Origin of the sequence: Alkalibacterium kapii (genome assembly GCF_007988865.1) — a bacterium.
GTDB classification, from domain to species: Bacteria; Bacillota; Bacilli; order Lactobacillales; family Carnobacteriaceae_A; genus Alkalibacterium; species Alkalibacterium kapii.
The window spans coordinates 1-14,745 of the sequence record NZ_BJUY01000017.1; the positions used below are offsets into that span (position 1 = coordinate 1).

Here is a 14,745-nt window from a genome sequence, read left to right on the forward strand (position 1 = left end):
CCCAAAAACATAATAAAGCCCTCTTCTATTAATTTTATAATCAATGAAAAATGTTGAAATTTATTAATCTATCTAATACATTACATTAACTACAGTATACTTTTCAAATATTATAAACCGATAAAATAAAAGACCGCTTGAACATCTCAAGCGGCCTTTCGTCAACGATTCATATTTTTACAGAATCATCTTTATTATTCAGTTGCGCGTTCTTCACTGATCAGGTAAAGCGTGTGTAAGCCTACACCAGCAGTGTCTGGATTTTCACCTACTGTGATATCGTAAGCACCAACACGGTTGTTAACTGGTGTGACAGCTTTACGGAACAAAGTAGGAATGACCGGAAGTTCATCCATGAAGTACTCCTGCCAATCTTTAAATTGTTCCTGACGCCATTCAAGGTCAAAGCCTTCCGCGCTTGTCATAGCTTCCATGAACTCGTCATTCTCCTCAGTAGCCCAACGTGTGTAGTTATATGGAGCGAAACGTCCATACAAGCCTTCAGGTGTTGGATCAAAGCCAGTACCCCAAGCGCCCTGGTAGATATCGATCTCTGGGTCATCTGCTTCGACGCGGTCATAGAAAGAGTTGAATTCATGTAGACGTCCCTCAAGCAACTGGACATCCAGTCCCACACGTTCCCAAGACTGCATGTAGTACTCAACGATAGGTTCAGCCGTTTCTCCACCTGACATGGATGCAAAGTTGATCACTAATTCTTCGCCGTCCGGTGTTTCACGCATGCCGTCTCCATCTGTATCTTCATATCCGGCTTCGTCAAGGATTTCTTTTGCACGTTCCGGATCGAATGGGTAACCTTCTATGTCTTCGTTATAGTAATCGGCAAAGTTAGGGATGATCGGTGAATTCGCACGACGGCGTAATCCCTGATAGTATTTTGCTCCTACAGCGTCATTATCAATTGCATAAGCCATAGCTTGTCTCAAGTTCTTGTCTGCCATTTTACTTTCAGGATCAAAAAAATTCTGAGCTGGCTCTACAATGTTGCCGTCTTCATCCGTTTCTGCTTCTTGCCATTCACCCAATTTAAATCCAATGTAGGTATAAGCAGTATCGTCAATACCTAAATTAGTATACCCTGGGATGTTTTCGTAGTTTTCATATTGGTCAGTAGGCATACTCACGAATAAATCATATTGGGCGTTTTCCATAGCAGCTACTGCGGTTGCAGTTGGAACAGTCTCCAGCTCGATGCGGTCTAAAATTGGCGCACCGCGGTAATAGTCTTCGAAAGCTGTATAGGAAACAGACTCGCCAGGTACGATGTTATCCACTTTAAACGGCCCGAATCCAATTGGGTTTTCACGTATTTCAGGAGCAGACTCCAATTCAGATACTGGGATATCTTCAAGATAATGACGAGGTGCAGCATATGACCACACGCCACCGCCAGCTTGAAGCATTTGAACACCAACAGTTTGGTATTCGATTTCAACAGTTTTATCGTCTACGATAGTAATTCCTTCGATTGTATCTGAAGCACCATCTTGGTATTCTTCCATGCCTACGATGTTAGCGAAGTCACCGCTATAACGAATACCTGTATACTCAGGGTGACCTATGATTTCGTATGCAAAAGCTATGTCTCCTGCTGTTACAGGTTCACCGTCATGCCATTTGATATCATCTTTTAATGTGATCGTTACTTTGTTTGCTTCTTGATCTAAATCAAATGAAGCAGCACCAGAATCATCGATCTGATAGTTTTCATCGTACCCAAATAGTGATCCCATAGTATAATCCATGACAATTGCATCAGGGTTACCAGTATATAATTCCCAACTGAATATTCCTGTGAATGGTGAGTCAGAAACGTATCCAATGCTCAATGTCCCACCATCAATAGGCTCACCTTCATTTTCAACACGCTGATCAAATGTAACAGGTTCTGCTTCATCCCCGGGTGAAGCATTTTCATCAGTGTTTTCAGAAGTATCAGATCCGTTACCTGAATTCCCTGTATTATCGTCGGTATCCCCATTACCACAAGCTGCTAAAATAAATGCAACGGCTGCAGTACTTGCTAGCATGCTGTATCTTTTCTTGTTTGACATAGTGATTCTCCCCTTTTCTTATCCTAATCTTTGTTTTGCGTCTGCTGCACGTTGTAACGCACGGCCGACATAGTTTATACACAGTACCAACACAAGTATCAAGGTTGATGCTGGTAACCAAACCCAAGCTTTATTTTCCAGAATATCTGGATTGGTGGCATAGGAAACTAACGTACCTAAACTTGGTGTTCCAGTCGGAAGACCGAATCCCAGATAGGACAACCCTGTTTCTAAGCCAATACTTCCCGCAAAGTTCAACGTCAAGTTAACTATGATCAGTGAACTTATGTTAGGCATCATTTCGCGTAGCATAATAACGAGTGAAGGTGTTCCCATTGTTTTGGAAGCACTTATGAAATCCAAGCGTCCAACGGTTAATGCCCGTCCACGAATAAATCGAGCTTGTCCATGCCAGTTAAATAATATCAGTATCCCGGCGAAAGTAGCCACATTATAATTAGGTACAATGGTTACGAATATTATAATGATCATCAGTTGTGGAAGAATTGTGATGAAGTCGATAATACGCATAATAATATTATCTACTAACCCAGCATAATATGCTGCAAGTATCCCCACAACGATACCAATGGCACTTGTGACCACTGTAACTGTCCACCCCAAAAGAAGTGAGTTGCGAGCGCCTATCAACAGCAATCCAAAAATATCACGGCCAGCTGAATCCGTACCCAGTATATATCGTGTTCCTTCGAACATGGGATCCTCACTCATGGACATGGGTGGTAAATAAGAGTCCCATAGACTGACAGACTGGACGACATCCTGATCGATTATAAACGACCAGATAAAGACTGTTCCCAATATTGCTACAAGTAAAATGAACGAAAACAGTGCCAGCTTGTCTCTCATAAATTCACGTACAATCACTTTAAACCCCATTGGTGGGGCAGAAACGGTCATGTCATTTGATGAAACGGCAGCTTCTGCATCTTTGTTTGTTGCCATAAGATATATTCATTCCTTTCTCTTGAAACTTTTCATTAATCAATACGGATACGCGGATCAACGGCCATAAGAATTACGTCAGATAACAATGTTCCTATTAAACCTAAGAAACCATAGAACAAAGCAAGAACGAAAATGACACTATAATCCCTTGTATTGATTGATTGGAGGAATAAATACCCCATCCCACGGTACGTAAATATTTTTTCAATAAAAATAGACCCTGTAAACAAACTTACAATAGTGAAACCGAATCCTGATGCGATCGGAAGCGATGCGTTTCTAAAAATATGTTTAGTATAAACTTTTTGTATTGGCACACCCTTAGAGCGGGCTGTTTTCACATAATCAGAAACCTTGGCATCGATGATCTCACTTCTCAGATATTGAATGATCGAAGTTGTCCCAAGAATAGCTGTTGTGATCGAAGGCAGCAGTAAGTGATAAAGCTGACTCATCCATTTTTCCCACTGGGTATCTGCATTGACACTGATGCTTCCTCGTGCAGGGAACCAGTTCAGGTTATAACCAAACACCCATACCATGAGTAAGGCTAAAACAAAAATAGGAACCGCAAAACTGACGAAGTTATAAACCAAAACTGTTTTGTCTAAAACTGATTCGTTGTAACGTCCCGCCAATATCCCAAGTGGCAGACCAATCAAGTAAGTTAAAATAATTGATAATAAAGATAATCTGATTGTGTTACCCATACGACCGGCGATAACTGCTGTCACGGGTTGCTGGTAATTAAAACTTCGACCAAAGTCCCCTTGAAGAGCATTTTTCATCCATCTGACGTATTTAACAGGAAGGGGATCGTTTAACCCATACGCTTCTCGCATAACATCCAGTTGAGCGGGGTCAAGGTTAGGATCGACCAGTCCTGTAAAAGGATCCCCCGGCATGAAGTCGGCGAGAATAAAAATCAAAATACTCAATATAAGGATTTGAGGAATCATTAAGAGTATACGTCTGATAATTGTTTTCCACATAATTAATTCCCTCCTCCTGTACCAACATTTTCATTTTGCAGAGATGCATTAGGTTCTTCTGGTTTCAAGGCCACATAATGCTCATCGTCATAACGCTGAAGATCATAAACGCGGCCCTTTGGATCGTAATAACTTGTTTCCTGTGCGTCGTATTCTGCTTCCACGCGTTGTCTTTCTATTTTATGAGCTGCACGGGTTGCAGGATTCATGTCTGGGATAGCAGACAATAAACGTTTTGTATAGATATGCTGAGGATTTTTGTATATCTGTTCTTTGGATCCCTGCTCTACGAATCGGCCTCTATGCATGATAGCAATATCGTCCGACATGTGCTGCACAACACCCAGATCGTGCGAAATAAAGAGATAACTTAAATCGTATTCTTTCTGTATGCGTCTCATAAAGTTCAGTACTTGAGCCTGTACAGACAAATCCAGCGCCGATGTCGGTTCATCCGCAATGATCAGTTTAGGATCACTGGCAACCGCTCTTGCCACACCGATTCGCTGTCTTTGTCCTCCTGAAAATTCATGCGGATACTTGTACATCGCTTCAGCATTCATACCTACGATTTCAAGTAAGTCAGCGACTCTTTTCTTGATTTCCTGTGGGGTATAGTCAAAATAATTTCGCATTGGTTCAGCCATAACATCGATAATACGTTTTTTAGGATTCATTGAAGAAGTGGCATCCTGAAAAATCATTTGAATATCTTTATTATAATTTGCGAATTTCTTTTTCCGGCTGCGTGCCTTATTAGTAACATCGTCGCCTTCGTAAATGATTCTACCGGCTGTTGCTTTTTCAAGTCCGATGATCGTTTTACCGATCGTTGTTTTACCGGAACCGGACTCCCCAACTAAACCATAAGTTTTTCCACTTTCAATCGATAAATTGACACCGTCGACCGCTTTGACGTGGTCTTGGATCCTGTTCAAAATACCTCCACGAATCGGATAGTGTACTTTTAAATCCTGTACTTCCAAGAAAGCCATATTATTCATCCTCCCCTTCAAAGTGGAAATGTTTCCAGCATGTACATCTCACTTTGTGGTTGGGACTGATTTCATGCAAGACTGGGTTCTCTTCATGAGCCTCGTCTGGTATCCACGGTATGCGTGGAGCAAAGCGACAGCCCTGTCTAGGTAATTTCTGCAATGATGGTACTGTCCCGTGAATAACATGCAGTTCATCATCGTCATCTTCTAACTCATGTGGAATCGAGTTCAGAAGTGAGCGTGTATATGGGTGTTTGGGATTGGCAAACAGTTCTTCAACGGGCGCTTCTTCAACAATTTGTCCAGCATACATAACAGCTACTCTATCCGCTGTTTCTGCAACGACACCCAAGTCGTGGGTGATCAGAATAATTCCAGAACCCGTTTCATCTTGAATATCGACCATCAGATCAAGGATTTGAGCCTGGATCGTTACGTCAAGCGCTGTTGTCGGTTCATCTGCTATAATCACAGGCGGCTTATTAGCCAAAGCGATAGCGATGACTACCCTTTGTCTCATCCCACCAGACAATTCGTGTGGATAGTTCTTCATGATTTGTTCAGGCCTTGGTATTCCAACCTGATTTAATAATTCCAGCACTCTCGCTCTTCTTTGTTCTTCATTTAAATCTGAATGATATTCAAGTGACTCCGAGATCTGGTTATAGATAGTCATCAATGGATTAAGTGAACCCAACGGATCCTGAAAAATCATTCCAATATCATTTCCTCTAATACGGTTATACAACTTTTCATTTAAATCAAGAAGGTTTAAATCTTTATAGATAACTTCTCCTTCGATTTTGGTGTTTTTTGGATCGTGCAGTCCCATAATCGATGTTGCCAGTGTGGACTTCCCACAACCAGACTCCCCTACGATAGCTAGTATCTCATTGTTTTCCAATGTTAAAGAAACACCATCTACTGCATTATGATATACATCTCCAAATCGAAACCCTGTCTCTAAGTTGTTAACCTCTAACAAGCTGCGTTCGACGGCCACTACTTAACCTCCTATACTTTCCTTCTATTTAAAAGTTACAAGTACCTCCTATAGAAGATTACTAAACTTTCACTATTTTCTAATAAAAAACTTAATAATATAAATCGAATTATACACTCTTTTTATTTATATATCAATGCTTATTTCTAATTTTATAACAATTAGTTAAAAATACGGGCAGCATATTATCATTTATCTCTCATTATATTATAATGCTTAAGTATACATCTTTCTGCTGCACTACAGATTCGAGTGAACGAAATCAACGGCTTTACCTACGGTCGTGATCTGTTCCGCTTCTTCATCAGAAATCTCTCTTCCAAAAGTGTCTTCCATTTCCATGACAAGCTCAACTACGTCAAGCGAATCGGCTCCTAAATCGTCTTTAAAAGATGTGTCTCTAGAAATTTTATCTTCATCAACACCTAATCTTTCCACAATGATTGCCTGTACCTTTTCGTAAACTTCTTGTTTCGTCATTTTTTTCGCTCCTTTAAGGTATAATAAGACTCTGTTAGTCCTTTTTCATAAGCTTATTACCAAATTATCATTTAATAGACAATTGTAATTGTATCGTATTCTTTTTGTAATTTCCATCTTTTTTAAGAAAAATATCATTTTTTTCACAACTATGAACCTGAGAGTCAGGGCATTTGCTCTTCATTATGTTCGAAATAATCAATCAGTTCCTCCAGCACATGAGACTGTAGCATGTCTCTTATTTGACGGATCGTATAATACACTGGCTCTTCGGTAGCCGAACCGTGTGTCTTTATGACGGGTGCTTTAAGGCCGAACAGCACCGCCCCACCATGCTTGGAGTAGTCTAGTAGATCCTTCATATTTTTCAAACTATCTTTAAGCAGTAGTCCACCAATTTTGGCTTTCATTCCATTATTGTATATAGAGTCTTTCAAAAGCCCCATCATTGAAATAGCTGTACCTTCGATCGTTTTTAAAACTGCATTGCCTGTGAAACCATCTGTGACGATGACATCGGCTGCACCATTTAAGATTTCTCTTGCTTCAACATTTCCTATGAAATTTATCTCTGGATTTTTTTCTAGTAATTGATAAGCTTCTTTTGTCAGCATACTGCCTTTATTTTCTTCTGTCCCATTATTGAGCAAACCAACTGTCGGTGCCTGTTTCCCATGTACCCGTTTGGAATATAATGATCCCAGCGTCGCATACTGATTGATATTCAATGGCTTAGAGTCAGCGTTTGCCCCGACATCTATCATATGGAAAACAGTGTCACCGTCGGAAAGCGATGGGAATGTCGCTAAAAGACCAGGACGATCGACACCCTTTGCCCTTCCAATAAGTAATGTTCCAGCTGCCAGCAAAGCACCTGTATTGCCGGCAGAAAACAGCGCATCATTTTCGCCTTTTTTTACTGATACCGCTGCTTTAACCATAGATGCTTCTTTTTTTCTTCTAATCGAACGAACAGGATCGTCTTCGCTTAAAATTTTTTCATCGGTATGCACGATCTCTATATTTTTGAATTCTTCAATACCTTCTTGACGTATAAGTTCCTCTTTTCCGTACAACACAAGTGTTATATCTGAAAATTCTTTCGCCGCTACAATACATCCTTTCACTATTTCAGAAGGAGCATTGTCTCCACCCATTGCATCTACTGCTATTCTCATTAACTTTCCTCCTAAATTCTATAATCAGTCTAATATCGTTTCGTTTTCACTAGTCATACCTAACTGGGCTCTTAACTCAGCATAGTCTTCGTCCTGATAAAATTCTTTGGAATAAATCAATTGGCGGGCTGCTTCTCTGGCTTCTTCCAGCACGTCGAAGTCTTCTATGATATCAGCCACTTTGAATTCCGGAAGTCCGGATTGTTTCTTTCCAAAAATATCACCCGATCCACGCATTTCAAGATCCCGCTGGCTTAAGACGAATCCATCGGAAGTCTCAGTGATTATATGCATACGCTCCGCACCTTTTTCACCCTTGGGATCCGCAATCAGGATACAATAGGAATCTTGTTTTCCACGTCCTACTCGTCCCCTAAGCTGATGCAGCTGGGCAAGTCCAAACCGATCCGCATCATGTATGATCATAAGTGTTGCATTAGGTACATTCACACCTACCTCAATAACTGTCGTGGAAACAAGCACCTGGATTTCATTGCGCTGAAACTCTTCCATAATGGCTTCTTTTTCAGCAGAAACCATTTTTCCATGGAGGAGGCCAACAGCTGCTTTTTCACCGAGGATTTCCTGATACATATGAAACAGAGTCGTTGCATTTTCCACGTCCATCATTTCTGACTCTTCGATCAACGGACTGATCACATAGACCTGATTGCCTTTTTTCAATTCTTCTTTCAGGAAATTTGTCATGCGCTCAAAGTGCTTTGGACGTATCCAAAATGTTTTGATCGGTTTTCTTCCTGAAGGCATTTCATCAATGATCGATACATCCATTTCACCATAGGTCGTAATGGATAATGTCCTTGGAATAGGTGTCGCCGTCATAAAGAGAACGTCTGGATTCAGTCCTTTTTCTCTAAGCATTTTTCTCTGCCCCACACCAAAGCGATGCTGTTCATCTGTAATGACTAGAGCAAGTGTCTGAAATCTGACATCTTCTTGTATCAGAGCATGGGTACCTACGACACAATCGATTTTGCCCACCTCTAATTGTTCTAGAATATTGTCTCGTTCTTTCTTTTTTGTAGATCCAGTAAGCAGTTCTATAGTTATATCAGTATTTTTGAACATCTCATCTAATGACTGTTTATGCTGACTGGCCAGGATCTCTGTAGGCGCCATCAATGCTGCTTGTTTACCAGCCGTCTTAGCCGCAAGGATCGCCGATGCTGCTACAACCGTTTTACCACTTCCCACATCTCCTTGAAGAAGTCGGAACATTTGTCCATTCGTTTTCAAGTCCTTGCATATTTCGTTCACTACTCGCTTTTGAGCTGAGGTCAGCTCATAGGGCAGTGAATCGAAAAAAGTAATCAACTGTCTGACATCATAGTCGATCATTTGACCACTCTGAGTCTGTTTTAATTGACGTTTCAACCAGATCATTTTCAACTGATAAATAAAAAATTCTCTGAATATCACTGAGTGCCTTGCTTTTTCCAGATCTAAATCATCTGTTGGAAAATGCATGAGATGTATCATTTCTTTAAAGGTCAACAGGTTATATTCACGTCGTAATCGTTCCGGCAAATCTTCGGGTATCACTTCATTGTATTGTTTCCACGCTTGTTTGATCAATTTAAGGATTGTAGATTGTCTGATTTTTTTTGAAGAGTGATAGATCGCTTCTTGTTGATTCGTTAATTCAGTCGATAGGATTTTTATACCATTTAAAGATTTTCTTGTCGCATCCCATTTACCAAATACTTTAATTTCTTTTCCTGCATCGATTTGTTTTTTTAAATAGGGCTGGTTGAAAAACGTGACAGGAACAATCACATGTTCACAGTTCATACGAAAAGACAGACGGTTTCTTTTTCTGCCAAAGTAAGACACTGTACCTTCTGAAATGGCTGTTCCTGTAAGGACGACTTTATCGTTATCTTCAATTTCTTCAATGGATTTAACTGTTAAATCTTCAAAACGGAAAGGATAATAAGTCAGCAAGTCACTGATCGTCACGATACCCAAATCATTTAATGCTTCAGCTCTTTTTTCGCCCACGCCACTTAAACTGGCAACCGTGTCAGCAATCGACAAAACCATATTATTACTCCTTCTATTTAAATAAAGAAAAATAGAGAAAACAACAACGAATTTAGCTGTTTCTCTATTAGTTTCTTTTTTATTCTACAGAAATAAGATAAGGATATACCGGTTGTCCACCCTGGTGAATTTCAACTTCAATCTCTGTATATTCCTCTTCTACTATTTCAGCTAACTTTTCTGCATCTTTTAATGAACCTTCTTCGCCTGTCAGTATCGTCACGATCTCACTATCCTCATCCAGCATTGCTTTGATCGTTTTTATAGTAACATCAAAAAGGCTTGGATCTGTGACCTTGATATCACCATCAATGATTCCCATGTAATGATCTTTTTTTATTTCCAGTCCATTTAGTTCTGTATCTCTCACTGCAAAGGTTACTTGTCCAGATTTGACCATATCGATTTCATCCGACATAGATGTCTTGTTCTTGTCAATATCCAAGGTAGGGTTATATCCAAGCATTGCCGTAAGCCCCTGCTGTATCGTTCGTGTTGCCACTACAGTTGCTTTTGCTTCAATTACTTCAGCTGCCTGTTCCGCAGCCATAAAAATGTTCTTGTTATTAGGCAGGATGATGTACTGTTCAGCAGGAACTTTTTCCATTGCTTTAACAATATCCTCAGTGCTTGGATTCATAGTCTGTCCGCCTTCCAGGACGTAATCTACTCCTAAGTTTTCAAATAATTTTTTAAGGCCGGCTCCTGGTGCGATCGCAACGACAGCAGAGTCTTTTTTCTCTTTTTTACTGTCTCCTTCAAGTTCATCTCCAGACAAAGCAGAGTGCTGTTCTCGCATATTGTCAACTTTTATTTTAAGCAGCGAACCAAATTTCTGTCCGTAATTCATTACCATTCCAGGACGTTCTGTATGCACGTGTACTTTAATGATTTCATCATCTGCTACAACCAGCAGGGAGTCTCCGAGTTCATTCAGATAATTACGGAATTCCTCATAATCGAATGCCTTTTCTACTGTTTCACCCTCACCGATTTTCACCATGATCTCTGTGCAGTAGCCATAAGTAATATCCTCAGTGTTGACATGATCATGTACACCACTTCTATGGTGTTCTGCGCGCACTAATTCATCCAGGTCAGGATCAGCATCCTCAACAGGCTCTTCTCCTGTAAGTGACGATAAAAAACCTTCGTATATATACACAAGTCCTTGTCCACCGCTATCGACAACGCCTACTTCTTTCAACACAGGTAACAGATCGGGCGTCTTTTTTAAAGAGCGTTTTGCTGCATCTAAAATTGTTTCCATCAGGACAATGACGTCATCGGTTTCTTCGGCTTTTTTTATCCCTGCTTTTGCAGATTGTCTCGCTACGGTCAAAATGGTCCCCTCGACCGGTTTCATTACAGCATTATAAGCTGTATCCACGCCGGCTTGAAATGCCTGGGCCATCTCCTGTGCATTAGCTGTTTCTTTTTCTTCTAAAGTTTTAGAAAATCCTCTGAACAATTGAGATAAAATGACACCAGAATTGCCTCTGGCTCCCATTAAAAGCCCTTTGGCCAAAGCCTTTGACACGTCACCAATTTTTTCGCTCGCTGTTTCTTTCACTGCTTCGTATCCACTCGTAAAAGAAAGATTCATATTTGTGCCAGTATCACCATCAGGTACAGGAAACACATTAAGGGAATTTACATATTCAGTGTGTTCATCCAAGCGCTGTCTACCAACAGCAACCATATCTTTAAACTTTTTTGCTTTCAAACTATTAACATCCACTTTTACATTATCCTCCTTTGTCATTTTAAAATGACGTTGGCTTAAAAATCTTTTTGAACTCTGACGCCTTGAACAAACACATTTACTGAACTCGCTTTGATTCCCAGATCATGTTCAAGCTGATAGCCTACTCTTTCCTGCATGTTTTTAGAAACTTCAGTTATTTTCGTGCCGTAGCTTACAATGATATAAACGTCGACCGCAATTTTTTCATCTTCTTGCCTTACGACAACACCTTTGGAATAATTTTCTCTATTAAGTATTTCATTGATGCCATCTCTTACCTGATTTCGACTAGCCATACCTACAATGCCAAAAATTTCTGTTGCAGCTCCACCTACTACGGTAGATATAACGTCACTGGACATTTCGATATTGCCATATTCTGTGTTTAATTGCACACTCATTTTATAAAACTCCTTCCATACTTTGAACATTTTTATACGACAGATTCCTCTTGATATTCAAACATATTTTAGCATATTCTTCATCACAAAAAAAGACAAGGGCCATTCGTACAGATAAACGCCCTTCTTTATTTATATGTATTCAATATCAAAGTGCTATCCACACTTTATCTAGTATACACTGTAATCCTTGAATTTTGTAGGGAGTATCCTGTGAAATAGCCAAAAATTTGCTTTCATTGACTCTATCATCGTCTTGTAAAGGTAAACTACTTGATTCTTTTATAAAAACTCCTTGCTTCACATGCTTAATTATGATACTTTATATAAGTATGAATTAGCTTTTTATTTGAGCTAGGCACGAAGGAGGAGAAAAGAATGGCTAAAGAATGTTTTGTAACAGGACGTAAAGCTAGAAGCGGTAATAATCGCTCTCATGCTAACAATAAATCTAAACGTACCTTCAATGCGAATTTACAAAAAGTGCGTATCATGGTCGACGGCAAACCTAAAAGAGTTTGGGTTTCAGCTCGCGCTTTGAAATCAGGTAAAGTTGAACGTGTTTAAAACGCTAAAATAACGGATAACGAAGAATTAAAATTTCTTCGTTATCCGTTATTTTTAATTATCACTGCTTTGAATAACTGCGACCAGGCCTTCTTTAAAAGAAAAATGGCATTTTCCTTTTAAAAACTCATTGCTGATCAAAGCTCTTGGATACGAATAAGAGACCTGATGAACAGGATACTTGACACCCGTGAGTGTCAGTTGTCTGACAGTAGTCATGGTCAAAAAAGAAAGATAGTCTCTGCCTTCTTCTTTGTTAAGCACGTATTCTCCTGCCCGGTAAAAGCGCATAGTGTTGCTTTTATCAAGCAATGTCAGGCGGTCGACAGCATTTTCAAGTTTCGGCTGGTATACCATATAAATGACACTCAACATATGATCGATGCGCCCTCCGGACCAGTTATATACAATGATTTCATCAACAGTTTCATCAGCCACAGCCATTTCCAGCGCGATCTCAGCATCCGTTTCATCTTTTTCAGAAGCAAATTCATGAATATCACTGATCACTGCATCCAGTTTGATTTTCTGTTCATGGGTAACGGAATCGAAGTCTCCAATAGCGACAGTGACAGGAATATCCCTTGACAGGCAGAGAATGGCGCCTTCATCGACACCTATGACCATGTCGTTTTTTTTAGGACTGGGGAAAACAGCCTGTTCTATGGGTGCCCCAAGGACGATGTGGGCTGTTTTAATTTTCATTCTTTACCGCATTCTTCAGTTTTTGGATGCGTGCTTTTGGATCTTTTGAATTATATATATATGAGCCTGCTACACATACTTCGGCGCCAGCGTCTGCACATACTTTTATCGTGGAATCATTTATACCACCATCGACTTGAATCAGAAAGTCATGGCCTTTATCTTTTTTCCATTGATCAAGTTGTCTGATTTTGTTTACTGTTTCAGGAATAAATGATTGTCCTCCAAAACCAGGATTGACAGTCATTACCAGGACCATATCTACAATTGATAAAATATCTTCCACTAAACTGACGGGAGTAGCCGGATTGATGACGATGCCTGCTTTAACATCTGACTTTTTGATCAGTTGAAGAGCACGATGAACATGTTTTGTACTTTCATATTGAATTGAAATATAATCAGCACCTGCCTCAGCGAACCCTTTAATATAATCTTCAGGATTCTCTACCATTAAATGACAATCTATAGGTAATTCGGTATGAGGTCTTATTGCTTTCACTATATTGGATCCAAAAGTCAAATTCGGAACAAAGTGTCCATCCATTGAATCAACGTGGATCCAATCTGCGCCTCCGTCCTCTACTTTTTCGATATCTTCTTTTAAATTGGCAAAGTCAGCGCTTAGTATTGATGGTGCGATTTTCATTATTTTTCCCCTTTCTTTCCATAATTTGGTTTTCTGTTTTTTATTTCATTTAGTAGTGACAAGTAATTTTTATATCGATATTCAGTTATTTTTCCACTATCTACAGCTTTCTTTACAGCGCAGTCAGGTTCATTCAGATGAATACAGCTGTTGAAACGACAGGCTTTTCCGTATTCTTCTATCTCAGGAAAATAATGACTCAATTCCTGTTCTGTAATGTCTTGAAATTGAATCGCGCTAAATCCTGGAGTATCAGCGATGAGTCCGCCTAGTACTGGTATCAGTTCCACATGACGGGTCGTGTGTTTCCCTCTGCCAAGTGATTTTGAGGTCGCACCTGTTTTAAGATTCAGATTTGGATCTATTTTATTCAACAGTGTCGATTTCCCCGCTCCAGACTGACCGATAAAAACCACTGTTTTTTCTTTTATAAAAGGCTTCAGGCTTTCAACAAGTTTTTTCTGGCTTAATTTTTCGCCATGTTCCGGTAAAATCACTGTATATCCGATCATTCTGTATTGATCGCAAATCCGTTTTATTTCTGTGTATTTTATTTTGTCGATAAGGTCTGTCTTTGTAATATAGATTATGGGTCGAATATTTTTATTTTCGACTGAAACCAGAAAACGATCCAGAAGTGACGTGCTGAAATCTGGATTTATCGTAGACATTATGATTACGCCAAGGTCTACATTCGACACGGCAGGTCTTATTAATTCATTTTTTCTTTTCAATACCTTTTCAAGTCTGCCTTCCTGTTTTGTATCAAATCTGAATTCTACATAGTCCCCCACCAGAGGAGTAATATTTTCTTTCCTGAAAATACCGCGCCCACGTGTCTGATAAATATCCCCTTCAGCTGACTTAATGTAATAAAAACCACTTAAAGCTTTAATGATCTGTCCTTTATGCATAAA

At 39.7% G+C, this 14,745-nt stretch carries 14 protein-coding genes; 1 reads left to right on the plus strand and 13 read right to left on the minus strand.

Annotated features, from left to right (window positions below):
• Positions 1-194: 194 nt before the first annotated feature.
• The 10 genes from AKA01nite_RS06505 to AKA01nite_RS06550 form a co-directional block, all read right to left on the minus strand.
• Complete coding sequence (locus AKA01nite_RS06505) at positions 195-2,075, minus strand: oligopeptide ABC transporter substrate-binding protein (protein ID WP_146924517.1); 1,881 nt, start codon at positions 2,073-2,075, stop codon at positions 195-197.
• 18 nt (positions 2,076-2,093) lie between these two features.
• Entirely contained in the window at positions 2,094-3,041 is a 948-nt protein-coding gene (locus AKA01nite_RS06510) for an ABC transporter permease (protein ID WP_186805125.1), read from the minus strand.
• Between the two features lie 35 nt (positions 3,042-3,076).
• Positions 3,077-4,036 (minus strand): ABC transporter permease, encoded by a 960-nt coding sequence (locus tag AKA01nite_RS06515; RefSeq protein WP_146924518.1) that lies wholly within the window; start codon positions 4,034-4,036, stop codon positions 3,077-3,079.
• Positions 4,037-4,038: 2 nt separating this feature from the next.
• Positions 4,039-5,031 carry an ATP-binding cassette domain-containing protein gene (locus AKA01nite_RS06520; RefSeq protein ID WP_146924555.1) on the minus strand — a complete coding sequence of 331 codons (993 nt, stop codon included), beginning with the start codon at positions 5,029-5,031 and terminating at the stop codon, positions 4,039-4,041.
• A gap of 1 nt (position 5,032) precedes the next feature.
• Positions 5,033-6,037 carry an ABC transporter ATP-binding protein gene (locus tag AKA01nite_RS06525; protein WP_146924519.1) on the minus strand — a complete coding sequence of 335 codons (1,005 nt, stop codon included), beginning with the start codon at positions 6,035-6,037 and terminating at the stop codon, positions 5,033-5,035.
• 240 nt (positions 6,038-6,277) lie between these two features.
• A complete protein-coding gene (acpP, locus tag AKA01nite_RS06530) occupies positions 6,278-6,517 on the minus strand; it encodes an acyl carrier protein (protein WP_146924520.1) in 240 nt (79 codons plus the stop codon).
• Positions 6,518-6,681: 164 nt separating this feature from the next.
• Positions 6,682-7,695 (minus strand): phosphate acyltransferase PlsX, encoded by a 1,014-nt coding sequence (gene plsX, locus AKA01nite_RS06535; RefSeq protein ID WP_146924521.1) that lies wholly within the window; start codon positions 7,693-7,695, stop codon positions 6,682-6,684.
• Positions 7,696-7,719: 24 nt separating this feature from the next.
• The gene (recG, locus tag AKA01nite_RS06540; RefSeq protein ID WP_371860866.1) at positions 7,720-9,753 is read right to left on the minus strand and encodes an ATP-dependent DNA helicase RecG; all 2,034 of its coding nucleotides are present in this window, start codon (positions 9,751-9,753) and stop codon (positions 7,720-7,722) included.
• Between the two features lie 85 nt (positions 9,754-9,838).
• On the minus strand, positions 9,839-11,500 hold the full coding sequence (locus tag AKA01nite_RS06545; protein ID WP_146924523.1) for a DAK2 domain-containing protein: 1,662 nt from the start codon (positions 11,498-11,500) through the stop codon (positions 9,839-9,841).
• Between the two features lie 41 nt (positions 11,501-11,541).
• A complete protein-coding gene (locus AKA01nite_RS06550) occupies positions 11,542-11,907 on the minus strand; it encodes an Asp23/Gls24 family envelope stress response protein (RefSeq protein WP_146924524.1) in 366 nt (121 codons plus the stop codon).
• A gap of 378 nt (positions 11,908-12,285) precedes the next feature.
• Between AKA01nite_RS06550 and rpmB the strand changes: the two genes are divergently transcribed.
• The gene (rpmB, locus tag AKA01nite_RS06555; RefSeq protein WP_146924525.1) at positions 12,286-12,474 is read left to right on the plus strand and encodes a 50S ribosomal protein L28; all 189 of its coding nucleotides are present in this window, start codon (positions 12,286-12,288) and stop codon (positions 12,472-12,474) included.
• Positions 12,475-12,528: 54 nt separating this feature from the next.
• On the opposite strand, the gene AKA01nite_RS06560 is transcribed toward rpmB, so the two are convergent.
• Genes AKA01nite_RS06560 through rsgA form a run of 3 tightly spaced genes read right to left on the minus strand, consistent with a single transcriptional unit; the run spans position 12,529 to position 14,742 of the window.
• Positions 12,529-13,179 carry a thiamine diphosphokinase gene (locus tag AKA01nite_RS06560; protein WP_146924526.1) on the minus strand — a complete coding sequence of 217 codons (651 nt, stop codon included), beginning with the start codon at positions 13,177-13,179 and terminating at the stop codon, positions 12,529-12,531.
• On the minus strand, positions 13,169-13,828 hold the full coding sequence (rpe, locus tag AKA01nite_RS06565; RefSeq protein ID WP_146924527.1) for a ribulose-phosphate 3-epimerase: 660 nt from the start codon (positions 13,826-13,828) through the stop codon (positions 13,169-13,171). Before rpe ends, AKA01nite_RS06560 begins: the two co-directional genes overlap by 11 nt.
• A complete protein-coding gene (gene rsgA / locus AKA01nite_RS06570) occupies positions 13,828-14,742 on the minus strand; it encodes a ribosome small subunit-dependent GTPase A (RefSeq protein WP_146924528.1) in 915 nt (304 codons plus the stop codon). Before rsgA ends, rpe begins: the two co-directional genes overlap by 1 nt.
• Positions 14,743-14,745 lie beyond the last annotated feature (3 nt).

What these genes read in the sequence shown, in the direction of transcription:
- rsgA (WP_146924528.1), bottom strand. Translation starts at nt 14,742, where the DNA reads ATGCATAAAGGACAGATCATTAAAGCTTTAAGTGGTTTTTATTACATT.
- rpmB (WP_146924525.1), top strand. Translation starts at nt 12,286, where the DNA reads ATGGCTAAAGAATGTTTTGTAACAGGACGTAAAGCTAGAAGCGGTAAT.
- AKA01nite_RS06520 (WP_146924555.1), bottom strand. Translation starts at nt 5,031, where the DNA reads ATGGCTTTCTTGGAAGTACAGGATTTAAAAGTACACTATCCGATTCGT.
- acpP (WP_146924520.1), bottom strand. Translation starts at nt 6,517, where the DNA reads ATGACGAAACAAGAAGTTTACGAAAAGGTACAGGCAATCATTGTGGAA.
- plsX (WP_146924521.1), bottom strand. Translation starts at nt 7,695, where the DNA reads ATGAGAATAGCAGTAGATGCAATGGGTGGAGACAATGCTCCTTCTGAA.
- AKA01nite_RS06550 (WP_146924524.1), bottom strand. Translation starts at nt 11,907, where the DNA reads ATGAGTGTGCAATTAAACACAGAATATGGCAATATCGAAATGTCCAGT.
- AKA01nite_RS06560 (WP_146924526.1), bottom strand. Translation starts at nt 13,179, where the DNA reads ATGAAAATTAAAACAGCCCACATCGTCCTTGGGGCACCCATAGAACAG.
- rpe (WP_146924527.1), bottom strand. Translation starts at nt 13,828, where the DNA reads ATGAAAATCGCACCATCAATACTAAGCGCTGACTTTGCCAATTTAAAA.
- AKA01nite_RS06515 (WP_146924518.1), bottom strand. Translation starts at nt 4,036, where the DNA reads ATGTGGAAAACAATTATCAGACGTATACTCTTAATGATTCCTCAAATC.
- AKA01nite_RS06505 (WP_146924517.1), bottom strand. Translation starts at nt 2,075, where the DNA reads ATGTCAAACAAGAAAAGATACAGCATGCTAGCAAGTACTGCAGCCGTT.
- AKA01nite_RS06510 (WP_186805125.1), bottom strand. Translation starts at nt 3,041, where the DNA reads ATGGCAACAAACAAAGATGCAGAAGCTGCCGTTTCATCAAATGACATG.